Origin of the sequence: Algimonas ampicilliniresistens, assembly GCF_030159955.1 — a bacterium.
Lineage (GTDB): Bacteria > Pseudomonadota > Alphaproteobacteria > Caulobacterales > Maricaulaceae > Litorimonas > Litorimonas ampicilliniresistens.
This window is the reverse complement of record NZ_BSNK01000001.1, coordinates 1484421-1508750: the sequence shown is the minus strand read 5'-3', so window position 1 is coordinate 1508750 and position 24330 is coordinate 1484421. Positions and strand designations below refer to the sequence as shown.

General features: G+C 55.3%; 28 protein-coding genes. 17 read left to right on the top strand and 11 right to left on the bottom strand.

The window, feature by feature from the left end; genetic code table 11:
* The 10 genes from QQL54_RS07170 to ftsA are packed head-to-tail and all read left to right on the top strand — an operon-like array spanning position 1 to position 11465.
* Complete coding sequence (locus QQL54_RS07170; RefSeq protein ID WP_284389081.1) at positions 1 to 1353, top strand: UDP-N-acetylmuramoyl-tripeptide--D-alanyl-D-alanine ligase; 1353 nt, start codon at positions 1 to 3, stop codon at positions 1351 to 1353.
* Positions 1353 to 2447, top strand: coding sequence for a phospho-N-acetylmuramoyl-pentapeptide-transferase (mraY, locus tag QQL54_RS07165; RefSeq protein WP_284389079.1), 1095 nt, complete (start codon positions 1353 to 1355; stop codon positions 2445 to 2447). Before QQL54_RS07170 ends, mraY begins: the two co-directional genes overlap by 1 nt.
* On the top strand, positions 2444 to 3883 hold the full coding sequence (gene murD / locus QQL54_RS07160; RefSeq protein WP_284389077.1) for a UDP-N-acetylmuramoyl-L-alanine--D-glutamate ligase: 1440 nt from the start codon (positions 2444 to 2446) through the stop codon (positions 3881 to 3883). The genes mraY and murD overlap by 4 nt, the downstream gene beginning before the upstream one ends.
* A complete protein-coding gene (locus tag QQL54_RS07155; RefSeq protein ID WP_284389075.1) occupies positions 3880 to 5028 on the top strand; it encodes an FtsW/RodA/SpoVE family cell cycle protein in 1149 nt (382 codons plus the stop codon). The genes murD and QQL54_RS07155 overlap by 4 nt, the downstream gene beginning before the upstream one ends.
* A 2-nt stretch (positions 5029 to 5030) precedes the next feature.
* A complete protein-coding gene (gene murG / locus QQL54_RS07150; protein ID WP_284389073.1) occupies positions 5031 to 6092 on the top strand; it encodes an undecaprenyldiphospho-muramoylpentapeptide beta-N-acetylglucosaminyltransferase in 1062 nt (353 codons plus the stop codon).
* Positions 6093 to 6144: 52 nt separating this feature from the next.
* Entirely contained in the window at positions 6145 to 7518 is a 1374-nt protein-coding gene (gene murC / locus QQL54_RS07145) for a UDP-N-acetylmuramate--L-alanine ligase (RefSeq protein ID WP_348520718.1), read from the top strand.
* Positions 7515 to 8411, top strand: a complete 897-nt coding sequence (gene murB, locus QQL54_RS07140; protein WP_284389069.1) for a UDP-N-acetylmuramate dehydrogenase — start codon at positions 7515 to 7517, stop codon at positions 8409 to 8411. The genes murC and murB overlap by 4 nt, the downstream gene beginning before the upstream one ends.
* Positions 8408 to 9367 (top strand): D-alanine--D-alanine ligase, encoded by a 960-nt coding sequence (locus QQL54_RS07135; RefSeq protein WP_284389067.1) that lies wholly within the window; start codon positions 8408 to 8410, stop codon positions 9365 to 9367. Before murB ends, QQL54_RS07135 begins: the two co-directional genes overlap by 4 nt.
* Positions 9334 to 10209, top strand: coding sequence for a cell division protein FtsQ/DivIB (locus tag QQL54_RS07130; RefSeq protein ID WP_284389065.1), 876 nt, complete (start codon positions 9334 to 9336; stop codon positions 10207 to 10209). Before QQL54_RS07135 ends, QQL54_RS07130 begins: the two co-directional genes overlap by 34 nt.
* Positions 10206 to 11465, top strand: coding sequence for a cell division protein FtsA (gene ftsA, locus QQL54_RS07125; protein ID WP_284389063.1), 1260 nt, complete (start codon positions 10206 to 10208; stop codon positions 11463 to 11465). Before QQL54_RS07130 ends, ftsA begins: the two co-directional genes overlap by 4 nt.
* Before the next feature lie 34 nt (positions 11466 to 11499).
* Here the strand turns inward: ftsA and QQL54_RS07120 are convergent, their stop codons facing one another.
* The 4 genes from QQL54_RS07120 to QQL54_RS07105 form a co-directional block, all read right to left on the bottom strand.
* The gene (locus QQL54_RS07120; protein ID WP_284389061.1) at positions 11500 to 11958 is read right to left on the bottom strand and encodes a hypothetical protein; all 459 of its coding nucleotides are present in this window, start codon (positions 11956 to 11958) and stop codon (positions 11500 to 11502) included.
* A complete protein-coding gene (locus QQL54_RS07115) occupies positions 11958 to 12761 on the bottom strand; it encodes a MipA/OmpV family protein (RefSeq protein WP_284389059.1) in 804 nt (267 codons plus the stop codon). The genes QQL54_RS07120 and QQL54_RS07115 overlap by 1 nt, the downstream gene beginning before the upstream one ends.
* A gap of 45 nt (positions 12762 to 12806) precedes the next feature.
* Entirely contained in the window at positions 12807 to 13076 is a 270-nt protein-coding gene (locus QQL54_RS07110) for a hypothetical protein (protein WP_284389057.1), read from the bottom strand.
* 71 nt (positions 13077 to 13147) lie between these two features.
* Positions 13148 to 14359: an NADP-dependent isocitrate dehydrogenase gene (locus QQL54_RS07105; RefSeq protein ID WP_284389055.1), complete on the bottom strand. Its 1212-nt coding sequence runs from the start codon at positions 14357 to 14359 to the stop codon at positions 13148 to 13150.
* A 104-nt stretch (positions 14360 to 14463) separates the two neighbouring features.
* Between QQL54_RS07105 and QQL54_RS07100 the strand changes: the two genes are divergently transcribed.
* Positions 14464 to 15318 (top strand): RNA methyltransferase, encoded by an 855-nt coding sequence (locus QQL54_RS07100; protein WP_284389053.1) that lies wholly within the window; start codon positions 14464 to 14466, stop codon positions 15316 to 15318.
* A complete protein-coding gene (locus QQL54_RS07095; protein WP_284389051.1) occupies positions 15315 to 15575 on the top strand; it encodes a hypothetical protein in 261 nt (86 codons plus the stop codon). The genes QQL54_RS07100 and QQL54_RS07095 overlap by 4 nt, the downstream gene beginning before the upstream one ends.
* Here QQL54_RS07095 and rarD read toward each other — a convergent pair.
* Positions 15550 to 16446, bottom strand: coding sequence for an EamA family transporter RarD (rarD, locus tag QQL54_RS07090; protein ID WP_284389049.1), 897 nt, complete (start codon positions 16444 to 16446; stop codon positions 15550 to 15552). The genes QQL54_RS07095 and rarD overlap by 26 nt on opposite strands.
* Positions 16447 to 16606: 160 nt before the next feature.
* Here rarD and rpsD point away from each other — a divergent pair, with 160 nt between their 5' ends.
* Positions 16607 to 17224 (top strand): 30S ribosomal protein S4, encoded by a 618-nt coding sequence (gene rpsD / locus QQL54_RS07085; RefSeq protein WP_284389047.1) that lies wholly within the window; start codon positions 16607 to 16609, stop codon positions 17222 to 17224.
* A 77-nt stretch (positions 17225 to 17301) separates the two neighbouring features.
* Here the strand turns inward: rpsD and grxD are convergent, their stop codons facing one another.
* The 6 genes from grxD to purC form a co-directional block, all read right to left on the bottom strand.
* Positions 17302 to 17637 (bottom strand): Grx4 family monothiol glutaredoxin, encoded by a 336-nt coding sequence (gene grxD / locus QQL54_RS07080; RefSeq protein WP_284389046.1) that lies wholly within the window; start codon positions 17635 to 17637, stop codon positions 17302 to 17304.
* A 68-nt stretch (positions 17638 to 17705) separates the two neighbouring features.
* Positions 17706 to 17936: a BolA family protein gene (locus QQL54_RS07075; RefSeq protein WP_284389045.1), complete on the bottom strand. Its 231-nt coding sequence runs from the start codon at positions 17934 to 17936 to the stop codon at positions 17706 to 17708.
* Entirely contained in the window at positions 17936 to 20164 is a 2229-nt protein-coding gene (gene purL / locus QQL54_RS07070; protein ID WP_284389044.1) for a phosphoribosylformylglycinamidine synthase subunit PurL, read from the bottom strand. The genes QQL54_RS07075 and purL overlap by 1 nt, the downstream gene beginning before the upstream one ends.
* Positions 20164 to 20826 carry a phosphoribosylformylglycinamidine synthase subunit PurQ gene (gene purQ / locus QQL54_RS07065; RefSeq protein WP_284389043.1) on the bottom strand — a complete coding sequence of 221 codons (663 nt, stop codon included), beginning with the start codon at positions 20824 to 20826 and terminating at the stop codon, positions 20164 to 20166. The genes purL and purQ overlap by 1 nt, the downstream gene beginning before the upstream one ends.
* Positions 20827 to 20830: 4 nt before the next feature.
* Entirely contained in the window at positions 20831 to 21082 is a 252-nt protein-coding gene (purS, locus tag QQL54_RS07060) for a phosphoribosylformylglycinamidine synthase subunit PurS (protein WP_284389042.1), read from the bottom strand.
* Between the two features lie 12 nt (positions 21083 to 21094).
* The gene (gene purC / locus QQL54_RS07055) at positions 21095 to 21871 is read right to left on the bottom strand and encodes a phosphoribosylaminoimidazolesuccinocarboxamide synthase (RefSeq protein WP_284389041.1); all 777 of its coding nucleotides are present in this window, start codon (positions 21869 to 21871) and stop codon (positions 21095 to 21097) included.
* A gap of 211 nt (positions 21872 to 22082) precedes the next feature.
* Here purC and QQL54_RS07050 point away from each other — a divergent pair, with 211 nt between their 5' ends.
* The 4 genes from QQL54_RS07050 to QQL54_RS07035 are packed head-to-tail and all read left to right on the top strand — an operon-like array spanning position 22083 to position 24322.
* Positions 22083 to 22406 (top strand): DUF1476 domain-containing protein, encoded by a 324-nt coding sequence (locus QQL54_RS07050; protein WP_284389040.1) that lies wholly within the window; start codon positions 22083 to 22085, stop codon positions 22404 to 22406.
* Positions 22407 to 22457: 51 nt separating this feature from the next.
* Positions 22458 to 22961, top strand: a complete 504-nt coding sequence (gene coaD, locus QQL54_RS07045; protein ID WP_284389038.1) for a pantetheine-phosphate adenylyltransferase — start codon at positions 22458 to 22460, stop codon at positions 22959 to 22961.
* Complete coding sequence (locus QQL54_RS07040; protein WP_284389035.1) at positions 22958 to 23848, top strand: peptidylprolyl isomerase; 891 nt, start codon at positions 22958 to 22960, stop codon at positions 23846 to 23848. Before coaD ends, QQL54_RS07040 begins: the two co-directional genes overlap by 4 nt.
* A 15-nt stretch (positions 23849 to 23863) precedes the next feature.
* Entirely contained in the window at positions 23864 to 24322 is a 459-nt protein-coding gene (locus QQL54_RS07035) for a peptidylprolyl isomerase (RefSeq protein WP_284389033.1), read from the top strand.
* Positions 24323 to 24330: the final 8 nt, after the last annotated feature.

The window sequence follows — 24330 nt, the reverse complement described above, 5'->3', positions numbered from 1 at the left end:
GTGCTCTGGACATCAGCTGAAATCGCACAGGTGACTGGCGGAGCAGAGACGGTTCCGTTTGAAACGACAGGACTGTCAATCGACACCCGGTCGCTCGTTAAAGGCGATCTATTTGTGCCTCTCCGTGATGCGCGCGATGGACATGACTTTATTGATGCGGCGGCGAAGGCCGGCGCCGCTGGCACATTATCAGAAATTGATGTCGACCTTCCGGCCGTCAAAGTTGAAGACACGATGCAGGCGCTCCGCGCTCTCGGGCGCGCTGGACGGGATCGCAGCAACGCACACCGTATCGCGGTCACGGGGTCTGTCGGCAAGACGAGCGTCAAGGATGCGCTGGCTGTGATGCTGGCCGCCTTTGGCGACACCCACAAATCAGCCCGATCCTTCAATAATCATTTGGGTGTGCCGATTACCCTAGCGACCTTGCTACCGAATGCGGAATTTGCCGTGTTTGAGACGGGTATGAACCATGCAGGTGAGCTGACGGATTTGTCGAAGCAGGTCGCCCCCAAAATCGCGCTGATCACCAATGTAGCTGGCGCGCATCAAGCGAATTTTGATAGTATCGAAGCGATTGCCGACGCCAAGGCTGAAATTCGTCACGGACTGGCTGATGACGGTGTGCTGATCCTCAATGCTGACAATGATTACACGTCCCGAATTCGGGACCAAGCGACAGAGCACCGCATTATGACATTCGGGACGGGCAATGATTGTGACGTCACGATTGTCGCGTCGAATCATCATGCCTCTGGCGGGAATGTTCGGTTGCGCGTTGAAGGTCAGCAGATTGACGTGACGCTCGCGGTTTCCGGCCAGCATTGGGATCACAATGCTGCCGCATGCATCGCTGTCGCGCATGCGCTGGACCTCGATTTGCGCAAAGCTGCGCGGGCTCTACGAGATGTCCACGCGAGCGACGGACGAGGCGACACACACGAAATTTCAATTGGCGGCAAATCTGTGACGCTCATTGATGAGAGTTACAACGCGAACCCAACATCCATGCGCGCCGCGATCTCGGCAGCCGCTTTGCGCTCAGGCCGTAAAATCGCTGTACTTGGCGATATGTATGAGTTGGGTCCGGATGAGTTAGCGCAACATGCCGCTCTATCCGATCCGTTGGAAGCGGCGGGCTTCGCTCGTGTGCTCACTGTTGGCGAATGTATGCGCGCGCTCCGTGGCGCGCTGCCGCAAGCTATGCGCGCGCTACAGGCTGACACGATCGATCTGATCGCCGAGTCGCTTCATGACGAGGTGCAGGACGGCGACGTTCTGCTGATCAAAGGGTCGAATGCGACCGGGCTGGGCCGATTGGCGACGCGGCTGAAAGGCGAGGGGACACGCTAATGCTCTATGAGTGGCTAGCACCGTTGGGTGAAGACTATCAGATCTTCAACCTGTTCAATTATATCACGTTCCGTGTCGGCGGGGCGTTGATGACGGCCTTAATCGTGTCCTTTATTCTCGGTCCGCGTATGATCGACTGGCTGCGCGCCAAGCAGGGCAAAGGGCAACCGATCCGTGAGGATGGTCCGCAAGGTCATATTATCGCGAAGGCCGGAACACCAACCATGGGTGGCCTGTTGATCCTGCTCTCCGTTGTAATTTCGACCCTGCTCTGGGGTAATTTACACAGCCCATTTTTATGGACCGTCTTCCTAGTCACAGCGAGCTATGGGATGATCGGGTTTTACGATGATTATCTGAAGGTCAAACGCCAGAGCCATAAGGGTTTTTCTGGTAAAATCCGGCTCCTCATCGAAGTCATTATCGCGGCGATTGCTGTCTGGATTTTGACCAGTGCGATACCGAGCGAAGGTGGATTTAATACCGGATTGGCGATTCCTTTTTTCAAGGATTTCTGGATCAATCTTGGTATGTTCTTCATTCCATTTGGTTGCCTTGTCATCGTCGGGAGTGCGAACGCGGTCAATCTGACGGATGGGCTCGATGGGCTTGCAATTGTCCCGGTCATGATCGCGGCGCTTAGCCTTGCTTTCATCGCCTATCTCGTCGGCAATGCGATCTTTTCCAACTATCTCGGTGTGCCGAATGTACCGGGGAGTGCGGAGGTGACGATTTTCCTTGGGGCTATCATTGGTGCGTCTCTTGGTTTCCTCTGGTTCAACGCTCCACCCGCCATGATTTTCATGGGCGATACGGGCAGTCTGGCTTTGGGCGGGGCGCTCGGCACGACGGCTGTAGCGATTAAACACGAAATCGTTCTCGCCATCATTGGCGGCCTATTCGTGCTCGAAGCCGTCTCCGTGATCGTTCAGGTGACGTCTTTTAAACTCACTGGAAAGCGGGTCTTCCGTATGGCTCCGATCCATCACCATTTTGAACAAAAAGGCTGGCAGGAGCCGACCATCGTTATCCGGTTCTGGATCATCGCCATCATCTTGGCCCTTGTTGGGCTTTCTACGTTGAAGCTGCGTTGATCGAGGCCACCACATTCAACGGACGGCGTGTCGCCGTCTTTGGCTTAGGGCGCACCGGCGTCACGGCAGCGCTGTCCTTACAAGCGGGCGGCGCGGACGTCTGGGCATGGGATGACCGGGATGTCGCGCGCGACGATGCCGCAAAAGCGGGTGTCCATGTACGTGATCTCAATGAAGTCGATTGGGCGAAATTTGATGAACTCGTCCTGTCGCCCGGCGTTCCGCATGAGCTACCAGAACCACATTGGACCGCGAGTGCGGCCAAAGCCTTCGACGTTCCGATCATTTGCGACATCGAAATCCTAGCTAGAGAAATTAATGCTCGCCCGGAGGACGATCGACCGAAGCTGATCGCGATCACGGGAACGAACGGCAAATCGACCACAACAGCGCTCATCGGGCATGTCTTACACTCGCTCGGTAAAGACGCACAGATTGGCGGCAATATTGGTCGCGGCGTCCTCGATCTTGATAGGATGCATGCGGGTAGCCACTATGTGATTGAACTCTCGTCGTACCAGCTTGAACGAACCTTTAGTCTGCGTGCTAATGCGGCTATCTTACTGAACCTCAGTCCTGATCATCTTGACCGCCACGGGACGATGGACGCCTATGGCGAGATCAAGACACGGATATTCAACAATCAAACCTCTGCTGACACGGTCGTCATCGGGGTGGATGATGATTTTGGCAAAGCGTTGACGACGAAATTGAAGGCGCGCAACGGTCGACGCATTGTGCCCGTCTCGGCTCAGCGTGCGCTCGGTCATGGTGTTTGCGCACTCGGTGGCCCTTTGATGGACCGAACCGGTCGCAGCGGACGGGTTATTTGCGACCTGACGAAGGCTAAGGCCCTCGAAGGCACACATAACGCCCAGAACGCCGCTGCAGCTTATGCCGCTGTGTCCAGTCTCGCTATTGAACCAAAGACAATCGGCGAAGCGATTTTGTCCTTCCCGGGCCTGGCGCACCGGATGGAAACCATTGGCACAGCCGGACGTGTCCGTTTCGTCAATGACAGCAAAGCCACCAATGCCGAAGCTGCCAGACAGGCTTTGGGTAGCTACAAAGACATTTTCTGGATCGCAGGCGGCGTTGCGAAAGAGGGCGGTATCAGCTCGCTCATGGATCTGAAAAGTCATGTGCGAAAAGCTTATCTAATTGGTGAGTCCGCAAATGAGTTTGCCGCAACTTTGGCCGCGGAGACGCTTGACCATAAGGTGTCAGGAACGCTTAAAATGGCGCTGCTTTGCGCGACCCATGACGCGTTGGCCTCCGGAATTGCTGACCCTATTGTGCTGCTGTCTCCCGCTTGCGCGAGCTTCGACCAGTTTGCCAATTTTGAAGTGCGCGGCGAGGCCTTCCGTAAAGAGGTCGAGGAGCTGATGGCCTTGTTTGCGCGTGACCGCACGGAACGGGCGCAGGGGGCCGCATGAAGCTCGCGGTCATGCCCACCTCGCTGACCTCCCGGTCGCAGCGGTTTATGCTCGCCGAATGGTGGCGGTCTATCGACCAGTTGACCCTAATGTTGTTGCTGTGCCTGCTTTGCGCAGGTTTAGTTCTGTCTATGGCGGCCTCACCAGCGGCGTCGCATCGGCTTGGTATTCTGTCCCCGTTTCACTTCCTCTTACGGCATGGTGTGTTCGCACTCGCTGGATTTTCCGGCGCCGTCTTTGTGTCTCTGTTCGAGCCGAGGGGCGCGCGCCGGATCGGTGTTCTTGCCTTGATCGGCGCAATGGTGGTCATGGCGGCGCTGCCATCAATAGGCTATGAAGTGAAAGGTGCCGTTCGCTGGGTGAAAATCGGACCGTTCTCGTTGCAACCCTCAGAATTCGCCAAACCCGCCTTCATCATCTTTGCTGCTTGGATGTTTTCTGCCGCCAAACGCGATCCGAATGTGCCTGCCGTCCTGATCGTTTTGGCTGTCTATGCTGCCTTGATCCTGCTGTTGATCACACAGCCTGATTTTGGTCAGTCTTTCCTGCTGACGCTTTGCTTTGCGGCTGTCTTCTTCTTTGCAGGCATGTCGCTAGGCTGGCTAATTGTTATGTTGGCTGTCACCTCGCTAGGCGCGTTTGGTGCCTATCTCGCGCTGCCACATGTGCGGTCCCGCGTGGCCGCTTTCCTTTCGCCAGATCGATCCGATTCTTATCAAACCGACAAAGCGCTGGAAGCGATTGCGGGGGGTGGGTTTTTCGGACGCGGACCCGGCGAAGGTGCCGTCAAATATGCGCTCCCCGACGGCCATACGGATTTCATCTTTGCGGTCTCAGTTGAAGAATTCGGATTCCTGATTAGCGCACTGCTGATCGTTCTGATTGCCGCCTTCGTCGTGCGCGCTTTTTCTAACGCGTTGCGGCTGAATGATCAGTTCTGCCAACTCGCGACTGCGGGTCTCGCGACGCTGATTGGAATGCAAGCAATCATCAACCTGTTCGTCAATCTTAACATGGCGCCCAGCAAAGGCATGACGCTCCCGTTTATTTCTTATGGAGGATCATCTCTGCTCTCACTCTGTTTTACAGCAGGGCTGATCCTTGCCTTCACCCGACGCCGCCCAGGCGCATATCGGATGGGTTGACCATGCGGGCTCTACTCGCCGCTGGCGGAACTGGCGGGCACATGTTCCCGGCGCAATCGCTGTCAGAAGAACTCACGCGTATGGGGTGGGAGTGTGCGATGGTGACAGATGCAAGAGGGAGCAAACATACCGGACGGATCAAGGCCGATCCGATCATAGAGGTCCAAGCCGCGTCCATATCTCCACGTCGCCCGATCCAAGCTCTGCGCGGTGCGCTCAAACTGGCGCGCGGAATTCGCCAGGCAAAGGCGTTTATGCGGGAGTGGAAACCGGACGTCGTGATCGGCTTTGGCGGCTATCCCAGTTTTCCTGCGCTGAAAGCCGCCGAAAGTCTGGATATTCCCCGTATCGTCCATGAACAGAACGCTGTGCTAGGCCGTGTGAACCGCGTCTTTGCTAAGAAAGCAACAGCCGTCGCTAGCGGGTTTGAAGATCTGGCCAAACTGCCAGCGGGCACACGCCATATCGTCGTCGGTAACCCGTTGCGAGACGCAATCCTCAACGCCAAACCGACACAGGGCGAAGGCCTCAACCTTCTCATCGTCGGCGGTAGTCTCGGGGCCAACATTATTTCGGACGTCGTCCCAAAAGCCGTTGCGGGTCTTACGTCCGAACTTCGGGATAAATTGCGTGTCACGCAACAAACGACGGCTCGTCATCTTGATGCGGCCAAGCGTGTCTATGCAGAGGCGAATGTCCCCGCCACCTTAGACATATTTTTCGGCGATATAGAACAACATCTCGCCAAGGCGGACCTGATTATCGCTCGCGCGGGTGCGTCGTCCGTCTCTGAAATTGCCCTGATGGGGAAACCCTCCATCCTCGTTCCGCTCGCCATTGCGATGGATGATCATCAGACCGCCAATGCGCGGGCGCTGGAACGCCTTGGTGCTGCCGTGATCCTGCCGGAATCGGAATTCAACGTTCAAGCTCTGACTGAACTGCTTGCGGAGCGATTGAATGATACAGACTGGCTTGACCAAGCGGGCCGAAGCGCCGCAAAGCTCGCTCGTCCCGATGCCGCCCGCGACTTGGCCGCGCTCGTCCTCTCTGCAATTGGCTGAAATTTTGACTGATATAGAACCTAAAAACCTTGCGACCAAAGTGCCCTTCGATATGGGCCCGATCCACTTTGTTGGTATCGGAGGTATTGGGATGAGCGGCATTGCCGAAGTGATGCTCAATCTCGGCTATCAAGTGCAGGGGTCGGATATGCGCGAAAGCGCGATCACGGAACGCCTCAAGCGGCTTGGCGCGTCCATATTTATCGGACAAAAAGCGGAGCAGGTCGTTGGCGCCGGAGCCATCGTTATGAGCTCGGCCATCAAAGCGGATAATCCAGAGCTGGTCGAAGCGCGTTTGCGGTCGATCCCAGTGGTTCGTCGTGCCGAAATGCTATCAGAGCTGATGCGGCTGAAATGGACCGTCGCAGTTGGCGGCACTCACGGTAAAACCACGACAACGACTATGATCGCCGCGCTGCTCGAAGGCGGGAGTCTTGATCCGACGGTCATCAATGGTGGAATCATTAATGCCTATGGCTCAAACGCTAAGCTCGGTCTCGGTAAATGGATGGTCGTTGAGGCGGATGAGAGCGATGGTTCGTTTCTGAAACTCTTCCCGACGGTCGCCGTTGTCACCAATATCGATCCGGAACATATGGAGCATTACGGCGCGTTTGATACGCTGCGGTCTGCCTTCGATACCTTCGTTGAGAACCTGCCATTTTATGGCTTTGCCGTGCTCTGTACCGATCACCCTGAAGTGCAGTCACTCGCCGCGCGTGTATCAGATCGCCGAGTCATCACTTACGGCTTCAACCCGCAAGCCGATGTGCGAGGAACTGAGCTTAAGTTTGAGCCGACTGGAACGCGCTTTGATGTGGTGTTCCGTGATAATGGTGAAGAGACGATCTGGTCGGATCTCTTCCTGCCGATGGCCGGTCGTCATAATACGCAAAATGTCCTGTCCGCTATCGCCGTCGCGCGGGAATTGGGCATGGATGAAGCGGGTGTTCGTGAGGGTTTATCGAGCTTTGCTGGCGTCAAACGCCGCTTCACACCAGTTGGTGAGTGGAACGGCGTGACCATTATCGATGACTATGGCCACCATCCCGTCGAAATCAGCGCGGTGCTGCAAGCCGCCCGTCAGGTCGCAAAGGGACGAGTTCACGCCGTGATGCAGCCGCATCGCTACTCACGACTGAAAGATCTGTTCGAAGACTTCTCAACCTGTTTCAACGACGCGGACACCGTTCGCGTGGCCGATGTCTATGCCGCCGGGGAAAAGCCGATTGATGGAGTCTCGGCACCTGCCCTTGTTGAGAGCCTACACCGGCATGGTCACCGCAACGCATCGCTGACAACGAAACAAACACTAGCGGTAGATCTGAAAGATGATTTGGCTGAGGGCGATCTCGTGATCTGTCTTGGGGCGGGCGACATTACGCATTGGGCGAATGGGTTGGCTGACGCGCTAGCATCCGCATGAGTTTGCTCGACCGACTGCCTGAGGTGAGGGGATCACTTAAAGCAGACGTGTCGCTCGCGCCTTATACTTGGTTGCGGGTCGGCGGCGCTGCTGACGCCTTCTTCATACCTAAGGATGAAGCCGATTTGGCTTTGTTTCTCTCCTCTACCGATCCCGAGATCCCGGTCACCATTCTCGGCGTTGCGTCCAATACGCTTGTCCGAGACGGAGGAATCGAAGGCGTCGTCATTCGATTGGGACCAGCCTTTGGAAGCATTGAAACGGACGGTTTGACTCTGACGGCCGGCGCGGCCGCATTGGACGCGCGTGTCGCCAAAGCCGCAGCGGACGCCGGCATTGCAGGGCTAGAATTTTATGCAGGCGTGCCGGGCACGATTGGCGGAGCGCTCCGCATGAATGCTGGGTGCTACGGATCTGAAACTCAAGATGTTTTGAAGGAGTTGGTGGCTATTGATCGACGCGGCCGCCGCATCGTCATGAGCATTGAGGATATGGGCTATAGCTATCGACACAGCGCGGTGTCCGACGACCTGATTTTCGTATCCGCAACCTTTGTTGGCAAGCCTGATGCGCCAGACGCCATACGCGCGCGCATGGACGCCATCACGACGCGCCGGGAGGAGTCACAGCCAATCCGGTCCAAGACGGGCGGATCGACATTTAAAAATCCAGATGGATATTCTGCATGGAAAGTCATCGATGCGGCTGGAATGCGCGGGCATCGTGTTGGCGGCGCGCAGATGAGCGAACAACACTGTAACTTCATGATCAATGCGGACAATGCCACCGCTGCCGATCTTGAGGGCTTGGGAGAGGCTGTTCGGGCTAAGGTTTTGGCGACACAAGGAATTAGCTTGGATTGGGAAGTTCGCCGGATCGGACGAGCCGAGTGAAGGTCGCAGTTCTAAAAGGCGGGGTATCCGCTGAACGCGCAGTCAGCCTCGTGAGCGGCGAAGCTTGTGCCGAAGCTCTGCGCGGGGAAGGTTACGACGTCGTCGAAATTGACGCGCATCCAGATACGGTCGCGGACGATCTTCGTTGCGTCGCCCCGGACGTTGTCTTTAACGGGTTGCACGGCGATTGGGGTGAGGATGGAGAGGTTCAGGAAATCCTTGATCGATTAGAATTGCCCTACACTCACTCCGGCGTCGCTGCATCCCGTCTCGCCATGAATAAGGACCGCGCCAAGGATGTTCTTGTCCAGCACGGGATTACCGTGCCGCAGGGGCAGACGGCGCGGCGTGCGCTCATTGCGAATGGCGGCCTGTTGCCGACACCTTATGTCGTCAAACCAAATGGGTCTGGTAGCTCAGCTTCCGTCTATATTGTGACTGAAGAAACGCCGGAGCTGCTAGCAAAAATGCGGGATGATAAGGGGTTGGGTGATGAGCCAGTCATCGAACCTTTTATCCCAGGGCGTGAATTGACGGTGACGGTCCTTGGCGATCGCGCGCTCTGTGTGACTGAGATTGTGCCTCAGGGTGACTGGTACGATTACGACGCCAAATATGTCGACGGAGGCTCTCGGCACATTGTTGATGTCGATCTGCCCGAAGCGGTGACGGCTCTGGCTCTGAAAAATGCCGAGATTGCGCACCGCGCCTTGGGCTGCTGCGGTGTGACACGGACAGACTACCGATTTAATGACACAGAATGGCCAGAAAATCCGACTGAATCAGACGTGGTAAATGGATTGGTAATGCTTGAGCTTAATACTCAGCCCGGAATGACCCCGACGTCCTTGGTGCCCGAGCAGTGCCAGCATCGGGGCATGAGCTTTGGTGAGCTCTGTCGTTGGATGGTTGAGGATGCGTCATGGCCAAGAAGGGCTCTAAATCCGCAAAAATGACCCGGGTCAGCCCTCTAAAGCCGGGCCTGCGCGGCGCGTCGCGTCTTGTTCAATCCCGGATTCACGCCGGTTTTCGTTCAGCAACCTTGTCACGCCAATCCATGTTGCGATTTTCGTCATCCGTTCTGTTCGCTCTGCTGACGCTGGCTTTTATCGCTTTGTGGCTTGGCGGCCATTTGCCAACGATGCGCGATAATCTTGAGACGTTCAAACAAGAGCGGCTGATGGCGGTTGGTTTTACGGTTGAGCGGATCGACGTAACCGGGGAGGGGCGGCTTAATGAAGCAGATGTTCGTGCCGCTGTTGGAATTTACGAAGGCGACTACTTCTTCGGGGCAGATCTGAAACGCGCGCAGCGCAATACGGAAAGCTTGCCTTGGGTCGACCGCGCCGTGGTGCGTCGCCTTTGGCCGAACCGAATTGTTGTGCAGCTTGTGGAAACGACCCCCTATGCGCTATTTCAAGAAAACGGCGTTGTTCATCTGACAGATCGCGACGGAATGATCGTTGCACCTTATACGGTCGAGACAGCCAGTCTGCCCGCAGGGCTTCGCCTATTCACCGGGACGGACGCCGCAATTCACGCCGAAGAGATGACCCAATTGATGGAGGCTCATCCGGTCGTGTGGGACAAGACGAAAGCCCTGACCCGTTATCCATCGGGTCGATGGGACCTAACGCTGATTGGCGGACAAATCCTTCGCCTCCCTCGCGATGAGACGGCCAAGGCGTTACGCCGTTTTACGGCGATTGATCCGCAAACGACGCAACGCTTTTCGATTGTGGATCTGCGTTTGGATGACCGGATTACACTGACACCTGCCACGTCCGCTGACGCGTGAGCGCTCGCCCGACGGATACTGTGTGCGTGCTCGATATTGGGTCGAGCAAAGTGGCCTGCCTGATTGGACGTAAAGACCCATCCGTCGGCCTACGATTACTAGGTTGTGGGACAGCCGTTAGTCGCGGTGTGAAAGCTGGGGCTGTCGTCGATTTGGACGCGGCGGAACTCGGCATTCGACAAGCTGTTGAAAAAGCGGAACGCGCTGCGGGTGTTTCGGTACACGGGGTTACCGTGAATGTCGGCTTGCGATCGCTGTCATCGCGCCATCTCCGCGTTCAAACTGAATTTGCCTCGGGCGCCATTGCAGACCGGGATTTGAAGCGCGTTATCGGCTCATCGCTGACTGAATTGTCAGAGCCTGACTATGCCATTCTTCATGCCTTACCGCGCGATTGGGAAGTCGACGGAGAGACGGGTATTCGCGATCCGCGTGGCATGTTTGGCCAGCGGCTCGGTGTCGATATGCATTTCGTGACAGCCGGGATCGGACCCTTACGAAACCTCGCCCATTGTATTGAGCGGTGCCATCTCAGCCTGCGCAGTGTCACGGTCAGCCCCTATGCGGCGGCGCAATCCGTGTTGACCGAAGATGAGCGTGACTTGGGTGTGACCCTTATTGATATCGGCGCGGGATTGACGACCGTGGCCATCTTCCGAGACAATACACTGGTTCATGTCGATGCCATCGGCGTGGGAGGGCGTAACGTCACATCTGATATTGCCAGAGGCTTGAATACGCCGCTGGAAGCCGCCGAGAGGATCAAACTGTTTTACGGATCAGCTCTGCACGGAGCGCGCGATGAGCATGAACAAATTCCCTGTCCACCCGTGGCTGCGATGGACGAACTACAGCACGCACCGCGGTCTCGTCTCACCTCAATCATCCGCGCGCGCACCGAAGAGACATTGGAGCTTGTCAAAGATCGTTTGGTGCATGCCGGCCTAGACACATATTCCGGGCGACAGATCGTACTGACGGGCGGTGCATCGCAACTCTCTGGGCTTCGTGAACTGACAGAACTTGTATTCAATAAGCGTGTTCGAATTGGTACGCCGCATGGCATTTTCGGCCTAACGGACGCGCTCAATGCTCCGGACTATGCGGTCGCTACTGGATTGCTGCGTCACGCCTTTGAGCAAACGGGCGAGGCCGTGTCTGGTCCGCCAGATCTATCGGGACGTCGCTATCAACGTGCACGCTATAGCGGCAATGCTCTGTCGCGATCGGTTCAGTGGCTGAAAGAGAATTTCTGACCCAGCCATGAGGCCGCGGGCTTGTTAAAGAGTGCTAGTTGCAAGGCCCTGAAACGGACCGAACGAAGCGGTAGTCATCGGCGCCTATCGTGTCGGCAATGATCTGACTGCGCTCCAATCCATCGATTAAGAGTGGGCGTGGTAGTCCGAGTTCCTTGAAGATAGCTTGGAAAGCGTCCTCGCTGGCATTCCATTGCTGATCATCTTCATAAACTGTTATGAGTTGAATGTCTGGCTGATCGGGTTTGCCAGAGCTCATAAGCATATAGTCTTTCACGACCCCCTTGGCCTTGGCCCGCACGCGTGCAGGTAGCCAGGCGGCTTCGTAATAACGCTGAGCCTGTGTCTCCATTTCGGGAAGAACGGTGACGCTATTAATTGTCCAAATGTCGTCGCAGCGGGCAGTGTCTTGATCTTGAAGACTTGCCCCTTCGGACGTGCAGCCCGCGATCATCAATGCCGCCCCTAAAGTCGCCGTTTTCAAAATCGTCATTAACCGAACCGCCTAGAAACCCCTATCAGTGCAAAGACATCGGATGTCGCACCATCTGGGGCCTGCAATATCGGACTATCGGCAAAATCACCTCTATATTTTCGGTAAGATAGAACCGTGTTTAACTGCCAGCGATCATCGATTTGATACCAGCTAAGCAGGCTGACGGAGGCGCGGTGAAAGCCGCTACCCAGATCATATTGAGGCAGGCCCGACGCAGCGGCTTGCTGCGCCGTGATGCCGTATATGGCCTGATTGTACGTCTCATCAGCCCAACTGATCGTGATAGCAGGTTGGATGGCTAAGTTTTCGGCCAGTAGCCCGTCTGGCAGATAGGTTCCGACCGACAGATCCGCATTGAACCCGTCATGTCCACCGAGCACATCCTGTCCAGCATCAACCCTAACGCCGAGCGGGCCGTAAGACGCGCGTAGAAACCCGCCGGTCAGTAGGCTGGCACCAATGTCTTCTAATCCGGTTAGGGTTGGGCTGTCTTCACTGTCGCGACCAAAGTCGAAGGCGACGCGCGGACCGGCCTTCAATGACCAGCGGCCTGGCCCTTGGCCCGTTCCAATATCGATCAGAGGATAGGCCAGCGCCAGTCCTGACAGTTCAAACCCAGCTAGATTATCAAAACTAATAAGGGGGAGGGCTCGAAGGTCGTAATCGTCGGACCCCACATATTTCGGCGTATAGAGCGCGGCGGCACCGATGCGTATATTCGGGCCCTCTTGCGCTTCGTTGGCAGTAGCGACGCCTGGCGCCATGAAGGCCGTTGCGAACAATAGTGAGAATAGGCGCATTTTAGCTCCAACATCATCCGGCGGAGTGCCGAGTCATTTATCTCTTTACGGTTCGCGCAGCAGAATTGGTTCGATATTCAGGACAAAAGCGATAACTTTTGCAGCGGGCATTTCGCAGGGCTTCAGTAATGGCCCTGACTTTAAGCGGTAGAAATTGGCGCTGATGTGATCTGACCCGCCGAGTTCTTCCGCCCAGAGCCAACTCTGCCGACCGCCATCCCGTTCTGTCCGAGTAACGCCGTAGCGCCGACCTTGAAACAGGCCATCAAAACTACCGAGTGGGAGTTCATCCCATGCTGTCACAAAGTCATCCATGCGATGCGTCTAACAAAAAAGCCCCGGCACAGGGCCGAGGCTTTGTTTGATTAGAGTTTAGTGTGATGGCTCTAGGCCATCTTCTTTTCAAGGTTCTCGGCAATCGCTTCGAGATAGCCTGTCGTGGTCAACCAGCCTTGCTTGTCGCCGACGAGAAGGGCGAGGTCTTTGGTCATCTGACCGCCTTCGATAGTTTCGCGTACGGTGTTTTCCAGACCGACTGCGAACTTAAGTAGCGCTTCATTGTCGTCGATCTTGGCCCGGTGAGCCAAGCCGCGTGTCCATGCATAGATGGAGGCGGTTGAGTTAGTCGACGTGGCTTCGCCTTTTTGATGGTTGCGGTAGTGACGGGTAACAGTGCCGTGTGCGGCCTCCGCTTCCATTGTCTTACCATCAGGCGTGAGCAGGAAGGACGTCATCAGGCCGAGTGAGCCGAAGCCCTGTGCAACCGTGTCGGACTGCACATCGCCGTCATAGTTCTTACACGCCCAGATATAACCGCCGGACCATTTCATTGCGGCCGCGACCATGTCGTCGATGAGGCGGTGCTGATATTCGCCGCCAAATTCGGCGAACTTGTCAGCGAATTCTGCGTCGAAAATCTCTTGGAAGATATCTTTGAAGCGACCGTCATATTTTTTGAGGATGGTGTTCTTGGTCGACATGTAGACAGGCCAACGACGTTGGACACCATAGTTGAAACAGGCCCGCGCGAAATCGCGGATCGAATCGTCCAGATTATACATGCCCATCAGCACACCGCCGCCAGGGAAGTCGAAGATTTTGCGTTCGATAACTTCGCCGTCTTCGCCTTCAAACTTGATGGTCGCTGTTCCCGGTCCGGGAACGACAAAGTCTGTCGCCTTATACTGATCACCAAACGCGTGACGGCCAATGACGATAGGCTGGGTCCAGCCTGGGACGAGGCGCGGGATGTTGGAGCAAATGATTGGTTCACGGAATACAACACCGCCAAGAATGTTGCGGATGGTGCCGTTGGGCGAGCGCCACATTTCTTTCAGGTCGAATTCTTCGACGCGTTGCTCGTCCGGCGTGATTGTCGCGCATTTGATGCCGACATTATGTTTTTTGATGGCATGCGCCGCGTCGATTGTGATCTGATCGTCCGTCGCATCGCGCGACTGGATCGAAAGGTCATAGTCAAGCAGATCAATATCGAGATAGGGCTCGATCAGTCGATCAATGATCATGTCCCAGATGATGCGGGTCATCTCGTCGCCATTCATATTGACGACGGGGTTGTTCACCTTAATTTTGGCCATGAAGTCCTCTATATCTATCGGATGTGCGGTAAGCGCTTTAGGAAAGTCGTGGCCGCATATAGCAAAGCCCGCTTGAAGTTAAAGACCTATCCCGGAGCGATCACATGGGCGCGAACAAGCCCGGCAAAGACGTGCATGACCAATTGGGCCGTGCTGTAGGTAAGAATGGCGGGACTGTGCCTGCTGTTATTCTCGTCAACCCGCAGCTTGGAGAGAATATCGGGTCCGCGGCCCGCTCCATGCTCAATTTTGGTCTGACAGACTTACGCCTTGTGGCCCCGCGGGACGGTTGGCCTAACCCAGCGGCGGAGACACTGGCGGCGGGCGCGCTATCTGTTTTAGAAAACGCGCAACTATTCGACACGACTGACGCGGCGATTGCTGATCTGAACTATGTCCTGTCTGCCACGGCGAGGCGTCGTGAGATCGAACTTCCCGTTGTCGGAGTGGACGGCGTCGGTTCAAAATTGCGCGCGATGGAACGCGATGGAACGCGCACCGGCATCTTATTCGGCCCAGAGAATGCCGGGCTGACCAATGCCGACGTCGCGCTGTCAGATGCAATCCTGACATATCCGGTCAATCCCGCCTTCCAATCGCTCAATCTCGCTCAGGCCGTGAACGTCTTCGCTTTTCTATACGCAGCGGGTGAGGGTGTGCCGGACACATTTGACGATGCGCTATCCGATGTGGCGCCTCGGGAAGATCTCGTCAGATTGTTTGACCATATGGAAGCGGAACTGGAAGAAGCCGGCTTCTTCTATCCTGCGGTGAAGAAAGAGCTTATGCGTCACAATATTCGCGCGCCGCTAATACGCGCGAGAATGACAGAACAGGAAGTCCGCACCTTTCGCGGCATCGTAAAAGCTTTGTCGCGGGGTCGCGGCCATCACATTGACCGGAAACGTCAATCCGAATCAAAAAAGAAGACTGAGACAGAAAAGAAATCCGAGTCATGAAATACGTTCCCTATCTCACCTTAATCGTCAGCTTTGCGCTTGGCTTTTTCGGCTATCCATTTCCTTTTGTCTTGGCGGTTGCCATTGTCTCAACGTTCCTGTTGTTCTCGCCGCGCCGCAAGGCTCTGCGAAACCAGGCGCAAGCCCCGGACCAGAATATGTTCCTCGACGGGGCTTTCCTTTTAGCGTCTCAAACGCTGATTCATTTCGTCTTGTTTGCGTTCGGGATCTTTATTGCACGGATGGTAGTCGGCTAGCGCGCCAGCCATCCAAGGCAAACAGGACCACGCCGACCCAGATCAGTGTGAAACAAACGGCATGGGCCGTGGTGAAGGGTTCACCGAAATAGAGGCCGCAGAGAAACTGCATCGTCGGACCAATAAATTGTAAAATGCCCAGTGTGGACAGACGGATCCGACGTGCTGCAAAGGCGAACGCCAAAAGTGGTAGAACGGTTATCGGACCGGCAGCGACCATGAGCCAGCTTAGGGTTTGGTCCGTGCCAAAGACGAGCGTATCAGTCTGCCATAACCAACCTAAGTAAAGGACGGCAGGCACAATTAGAACCAAGACTTCGATAAAGAGTCCGGGCATGGCGCCGACATCGATGAGCTTTCGAAGCACACCATAGATCGTGAAGCTTACCGCGAGGAACAGTGAGATAACCGGGAACTGTCCTCCATAGATCGTGAGAACCAGAACGCCGATGCAAGCGAGCGCAATCGCGAGGCCCTGTAAGCGGGTCAGACGTTCGCCAAAGAACAACACAGCAACCAAAACATAGATCAGAGGATTGATATAGTAGCCGAGACTACCTTGGAAAATCTGCTCGATCTGGATGGCATAAATATAGACGCCCCAATTCGCGGCCAGACTGATAGAGGCGAGGGCCAATAGAGCGAGCGTACGAGGTTTCCGGATCGCTTTGATCGTGTCCCCGATTTGCCTTCTGAACAACAGAATCAGCAGGCCAAAGGGCAGGGACCATAGGATTCGGTGCGCGAGGATTTCCGGCGCTGGAACGGCCTTCGTTGCCACGAAATAGATCGGGAAGAGGCCCCACATCAAATAGGCGGATAAGCCTGAGATTAATCCAGCGCGGGAATCGGTGGGTTGTAGGCGGTTCATTGCAACGCAATACACCCGCCATCGCGCGTGTCATGCCCTGTTGACGTCACGCTTTGTTGCCTTATATCGCCCGCCTTCTAACGGGTTTTCGCACTGCCGCCGTTGCAATTGTCCTTTTCGTGAAGGACCGGCCTGCGAACGATAAGAAAGGGCGTAGGCTATGTCCAAGCGTCATTCCGCCAAGTATAAAATTGACCGCCGTATGGGCGAAAACATCTGGGGTCGTCCTAAGTCTCCAGTGAATAAGCGCCCGACCCCTCCAGGTCAGCACGGTGCGGGCCGTCGTGGCAAGATGTCCGACTTCGGTACGCAGCTCCGCGCTAAGCAAAAGCTCAAAGGCTATTACGGCAACATCCAAGAAAAACAGTTCCGTCGCATTTATGACGAAGCGACACGGATGAAGGGCGATACGTCCGAAAACCTGATCGGCCTGCTTGAGTGTCGTCTGGACGCTGTGGTCTATCGCGCGAAATTCGTGCCGACCGTGTTTGCGTCACGTCAGTTCGTCAATCACGGCCACGTGTTGGTGAACGGCAAGAAGGTCAACATCCCGTCTTACCGCGTCAAACCGGGCGACACTGTTGAAGTTCGTGAAAAGTCTAAGACGATGGCTCTGGTTCTTGAAGCTCTTGAACTCGCCGAGCGCGAAGTTCCTGAATATCTCGACCTTGACGTCAAAGCGATGAAAGCGACATTCTCGCGCGTGCCAAGCTTCGACGAAGTGCCTTATGCGGTTCAGATGGAACCCAACCTCGTTATCGAATTCTATTCACGCTAATATTTGCCATCAGCGCAAAAAAAAGAACCCGCCTCATCGAGGCGGGTTTTTCTTTATCTGGATATTTGAAGGAGCGGTTAGGCCGCCATCTCCACGCCTTTGTCAGATAGCATCGTGCGGAGCTCACCTGATTCAAACATTTCCCGGACAATATCACAGCCGCCGATGAACTCCCCTTTGACGAAGACTTGCGGGATGGTCGGCCAATTATTGACGTCCTTAATGCCCTGGCGGATCTCTGGGTTCTCAAGAACATTCACGGACGCGTAGTTCACGCCTAAATAGTCAAAGACTTGTACGACTGTTGAAGAGAAGCCGCATTGCGGAAAAGTCGGTGTCCCTTTCATGAAGAGGACCACGTCATTCGCGCCGACGGTTTCGGCGATTTGTGCGTGAGCTGGATTGTCGGACATGGGAATCTCCTGAAGTGTCGGCGCTTTAGCTAGGGATGGACCTAAGCAAATTCAAGCAGAGCAAGTGGTTAGGGCGTACGAGTTTCCAGCGCGAGTGCATGGAGCTCGCCCCCCATTTTATCGCCGAGCGCCCTATAGACGAGTTGATGCTGGGCGACGCGGCTTAAACCTCGAAACTGCTCGCTGACAATTACGGCTTTCCAATGGTCGTTATCGCCCGCCAGATCGATCATCTCGATATCCGCATCAGGCAGAACAGCTTTCAGCAAAGCAACGATGTCTCGCTCGGCCATCGCCATTAGACGGTCTCCGTCGCGCCGCTCATCAGATCGGGCATCCAGTTAGCCCAACGATCACGCATGCCGACAAGAGAAACATCAAAGGCGTCAGTTGCCTTGATGCGGTCGCCGCCGATCTTACCGACAATCTGAGCTTTGACACCGAGACCTTCAGCTGTGGCCAGGATCGGATTGATCGAATTGGCGTCAGTTGAGATGAGGTACCGCGCCTGATCTTCGCCGAAATACCAAGCATGTCCGGGTAGATCACTCGGATTAGTGAGCGCGACACCGACACCCGTAGCGAACGCCATGTCGGATGCTGCCGCAGCGAGACCGCCATCGGACAGGTCATGCACGGCGCTGACGCGGCGGTTTCGGATCAGTTTACGGACATAATCGCCCGTACGTTTCTCGGCGGCCAGATCGACCGATGGCGGTGCGCCGTCTTCCCGATTGTGTAAGGCCCGGAGATAGATGGAGCTTCCGAGCCAACCCTTGGTCTCGCCCAGCAGAATGAGGGTTTCGCCCTCCTTCATGCCTTTAAGTGTCTTGAAATAGCCGAGGTCAGAAATCAGGCCGACACCCCCGACGGCTGGAGTGGGGGGAATGGCAACGCCATTGGTTTCGTTATAAAGGCTGACATTGCCGGACACGACGGGATAGTCAAATGCGCGGCAGGCTTCATTCATACCCTCGATACAACCGACAAATTGTCCCATGATTTCGGGTCGTTCGGGATTGCCAAAATTCAGACAATCCGTGATCGCGATCGGATCTGCTCCCACGGCTGTCAGGTTGCGCCATGTCTCAGCGACCACTTGCTTTCCGCCTTCGACGGGATCGGCGTAGCAATAGCGCGGCGTACAATCCGTCGTAATCGCGATAGCTTTGTTGGTGCCGTGGATGCGGATGATGGCGGCGTCTCCACCAGACTGACTACTGTCGACCGTGTCCGCCATGACGTGGCGATCATATTGCTCCCAAACCCAGCGCTTTGACGCCATATCGGGATCAGTCATGACGCGGAGTAGGGCGTCATTAAAGTCGGTTGGCTCTGGGACTTGATGTGGCTCTAGCACATCGCGCGGTTCTGTCGGGACGTGGGGGCGATCATAATTAGGCGCATCGTCCGCCAGAGGCGAAATCGGAATGTCGCAGACAGTTTTCCTGCCGTGCGTCAAAACCAGATGGCCCGTATCCGTTGTGACGCCGATTTTGGCGACATCCAGCCCCCATTTTTCGAACACGTCGAAGGCCAGCTTTTCCTTCCCAGGTTGAATCACCATGAGCATCCGCTCTTGGCTCTCCGACAGCATCATTTCGTAGGGCGTCATGCCCTCTTCACGTTGTGGGACTTTGTCGAGATTAAGCTTGATGCCGACACCACCTTTATCCGCCATTTCGATGGAGGAAGAGGTGAGGCCCGCTGCGCCCATATCCTGGATGGCAATAATCGCATCCGTTGCCATGAGCTCAAGGCAGGCTTCGATCAGAAGTTTTTCGGTGAAGGGGTCGCCGACCTGTACGGTCGGGCGTTTTTCATCACTATCGTCATCAAACTCAGCCGACGCCATAGTTGCGCCGTGAATGCCGTCACGTCCGGTTTTCGATCCAACATAGAAGATTGGATTGCCGACGCCTTTCGCGGCGGAGTAGAAAACATTGTCGGTTCGGGCGAGGCCAACGCACATAGCATTGACCAGAATGTTGCCATTATACCCTTCGTGGAAGTTGGTCTCTCCACCCACGGTCGGAACGCCGACACAGTTTCCGTAACCGCCAATCCCGGCGACAACGCCCGCGACCAAGCTTTTGGTCTTGGGATGATCCGGCGCGCCGAAGCGCAGTGCGTTCAGTAGGGCAATCGGGCGCGCGCCCATTGTGAAGACATCGCGCATGATACCGCCGACACCAGTCGCAGCCCCTTGGTAAGGCTCGATGTAGGAAGGGTGGTTGTGGCTCTCCATTTTGAAGATGATCGCGTCGCCATCATCAATATCGATTACACCAGCATTTTCTCCCGGGCCTTGGATGACACGGTCACTTTTGGTCAAAAACTTGCCAAGGTGACGGCGCGACGATTTGTAAGAACAATGCTCCGACCACATAACAGAAAAGATACCGAGTTCGGTCAGGTTGGGCTCGCGACCCACCCGGTCGAGAATGATCTTATATTCGCTCTCGGACAGGCCGTGTTCGGCGACGATTTCAGGAGTGATTCCGTCAGCTGGTTTGGTTGGGGCCATTACAACGACTCGAGAATGGATTTGAATAGGGGGATGCCGTCTGTGCCGCCATGCAGCTTGTCGACTGCGCGTTCGGGGTGCGGCATCATGCCGAGAACATTGCCGGCTTCATTGACGATCCCGGCAATGTCATTGCGCGAGCCATTCGGATTATCGACATAGCGGAATACGACCTGACCATTGCCTTCGATGCGGCGAAGCGTGTCGTCATCAGCGAAGAAATTACCGTCATGATGAGCGACCGGAATGTCGATTTCATTCTTTGCGTCGTAGCGCTTGGTGAACCGTGTCTTGGCGTTGGCGAGACGGAGCCGACTAATCCGGCAGACAAACTTTTGGTTCGTGTTGCGCATCAGCGCGCCGGGCAGCATCCGAGCCTCTGTCAGGATTTGAAATCCGTTACAAATACCGAGAACGGGTAGTCCGGCTTCAGCCTTACGTTTTAAGTCTTGAATGACGGGTGAGTTCGCAGCGATGGCGCCTGACCGGAGATAGTCGCCATAGGAAAACCCACCGGGGACAACCACGAACCTTACATCGTCCGGAATGATCGGGTCATTATGCCAGACCATGCGGGGTGCTTTCCCAGTCAGCTTTTCCAGCGCGGTCGCGGCATCGCGATCACAATTGGAGGCGGGAAAGACGATAACAGCCGTCTGCACGACGTTACTCCTCGTCCAGCTCTATGCGGTAACTCTCGATCACCGTATTGGCGAGGAGCTTCTCGCACATCTCTTTAACGCGCGCTTCAACAGCGTCGCGCCCAGCGTCAGATTCGGCAAATCTGAGCTCAATGACCTTGCCTTGTTTGGCATCCACGACTTCGTTGAAGCCGAGATCATTAAGGGAATTCGCAATCGTTCGTCCTTGTGGATCGAGAACGCCGGGTTTTAGGCCGACATAGACGCGGGCAATCATGGGCATGGCCTATTAATCGTTAGAGGAGATAACGGAGATGTTGGCGGAAGACGGGTTGGGCTTAAGGATACCAAGGCGGGTCGCGACTTCAGTATAGGCTTCGGTCACTTCACCGAGATCCCGACGGAACCGATCTTTGTCGAGTTTCTTATTCGTTTCCAGATCCCAAAGGCGGCAGCTGTCCGGGCTGATCTCATCGGCGAGAACAATCATATGACCGCCCAGACCATCCGGATGTTCCAAACGCCCAAATTCTAATTTGAAGTCGATCAATCGAATCCCGACCCCGGCGAACATGCCTTGGAGGTAATCATTGATCCGTAGGGTCATGGCGATCATCTCGTCGAGTTCGCCTTGGGTTGCCCAGCCAAAGGCGTAAATATGCTCTTCGGCAATGAGTGGGTCGCCAAGGTCGTCGCGTTTGAGGCAGAACTCAACAATCGCTCGCGGCAGTTTTTCGCCTTCTTCGATACCCAAGCGTTTGGACATCGTGCCAGCGGCGACGTTGCGACAAATGACTTCCAGCGGAACGATCTCCACGCGCTTGATCAATTGCTCACGCATATTGAGGCGACGGATGAAGTGAGTCGGTATCCCGATCTCCATCAGGCGCAGCATGATGAATTCGGAAATCCGATTATTGAGCACGCCCTTGCCATCAAGCGTCGCCTTCTTCTGCGCATTGAACGCAGTGGCGTCGTCCTTGAAATACTGGACTAACGTACCGGGCTCAGGCCCCTCATAGAGGATCTTGGCCTTACCTTCGTATATCTGCTTGCGACGGCTCATTGACGCGCGGCTCCCATGCAGTGAGAGCGCCCTTTAGACGAGGCGCAAGCATGCGGCAACGCTGTGCGGGCAGTCGGGGCAGGGGATAAGTCTGCGACCGGAAGATGCTGCTTGCCGCAGCGAAGGCCTCTTTGTAGTGATAAGAAGAGAAACAGTTTGCGCGTTAGGTCGGTAGGCCCGACGCTTCATTACACCAAACCGAGGAATCTAAATGTCCGTTTTTGACGAACGCAAAAATGCTTCTGAAGCCCGTTTTATCATGGATGCAGCTAAGGAATTTAAGGCTGAAGCCCGACGCAATAAGGCGCTCGGCCATTGGGCAGCTGAGTTGATGGGCAAATCCGAAGCCGACGCGCAAGCTTATGCCTTGCAGGTTATCGCAGCCGATATGGAAGAAGCTGGCGATGAAGATGTGTTCCGCAAGCTCCGCACAGATCTGACCACCGCCAATGTCGATATTTCTGATCAAGCGATTCGCGACCGGATGGCAGAAGAATTGAAAGCCGCGCGTGATCATGTCTACGGAGAAGACTAAGCACGAGTGATTCTTCTAGTCTGCGCCGATTGTGTCGACTAGATGAATGGGATGAGCGCACAGACCCCCTATAGGATTGCCCTTTATCCTGGGACATTTGATCCCATGACACTCGGTCACCTCGATATTCTGAAACGCGCGTCGCGCTTATGCGACAAGCTCGTCGTCGGGGTGGCGATCAATCGGGGCAAGAATCCACTCTTTTCTCTCGATGAACGAGTCGAGATGGTGGAGCATGTTGTCGCCCCATTCCGATCTCGGATTGAAGTCGAGGTCAAACCGTTCGAAGGCCTGCTGATACACTTCGTTGAATCCTGCGGCGCGTCCATGATAGTCCGTGGCCTACGGGCCGTGTCCGACTTTGAATATGAATTTCAGATGGCGGGCATGAATGATCGTCTCAACCCAGACATTGAAACGGTTTTTCTGATGGCAGACCCGCAGTTCCAAACCATTGCATCGCGTCTTGTTAAAGAGATCGCGCGGTTGGGTGGTAATGTAGACCCGTTTGTGACCCCGGAGGTCGCGAAACGATTGAAGGACAGATTCACATGAAGACGACGCTTCGCCTCGGCGCCCTAACGGCCCTCGCTATTGCCAGTCCGGCCTGTTCAAATGATGCCTCTCAGAGCTATTCTGACGGCGTGGTGACGTCTGATGTGACGTTCCCTGAAACTGCATGGCGGACGGTCGATCCAGAAAACTTGATGCTGATCGATACGGCCTATGGCCAGATTGGGGTTGAGCTGTTTCCTGAGATCGCTCCGAAACATGTGGCCCAAGTTAAGCAGCTTGTGCGCGATGGCTTTTATGATGGGGTTGTCTTTCACCGCGTGATCGACGGCTTTATGAACCAGACGGGTGACGGGTCCAAGGGTGATGGCACTGGCGATAGTGATCTGCCCGATATTGAAGCTGAATTCGACTTCCGACGCGGCGAAGATATGGATGTGACATTGGTGTCAGCCCGGGGTGGCGATCAAAACAGCACGGTTATTGCGACCGGCTTTTACAAATCTCTACCTGTTGCGACCCAGCCGATCAGCCAAGCTATTCTGACTCGCGATGGCAAAGTCGCCGCCTATGCCCTTCACTGTTCGGGCGTCACCTCCATGGCTCGGACAACGAACCCGAACAGCGCCAATTCTCAGTTTTTTCTGATGCGCGGCAAAGCTGATCACCTTGATACGCAATATTCTATCTGGGGAAACACCGTGATTGGGCGGAAGCATCTGACCTCATTTAAAGAGGGTGTGATAGGTCAGGATGAGGGCTTCGTCCCTGATCAAATGAATACCGTTCGGATTGCCGCAGATCTTCCTGAAGATGGCCGTCCGACCGTTCAGGTCCTAGAAGCGACCTCTGATGCTTTCTCAAACTGGATTTCTACTCAAACCTATGACGATATCTGTGACGTACAGATCCCGTCTCGAACACTTTAAACTTCAAGGAATACAATGTCCGAAAAACTTATCCTCACCGTCGATACACAGACGGGTGAGACTGGCGACGTGACGATTCTTCTTCGTCCTGACCTGGCTCCGAAACATGTCGAACAGATCACATCTTTGGTTAAAGATGGCTTCTATGACGGGTTGACCTTTCACCGTGTAATTGACGGCTTCATGGCGCAGGGCGGTTGTCCCGATGGAACCGGTATGGGCGGCGCGAAAAAGCAGATCCCTGCCGAGTTCAACAAGCACCCACATCTGCGTGGTGTGTGCTCAATGGCGCGTTCGTCCAATCCGAATTCAGCATCGAGCCAATTTTTCATCTGTCTTGACGACAGTCAGTTCCTGGATGGCCAATATACGGTCTGGGGCGAAGTTGAAGATGGCATGGATATGGTCGACGCTTTGCCAAAAGGTGAGCCGCCACGCTATCCGGGCAAGATCGTGAAAGCGATGGTCGCCTAGCGACCAAC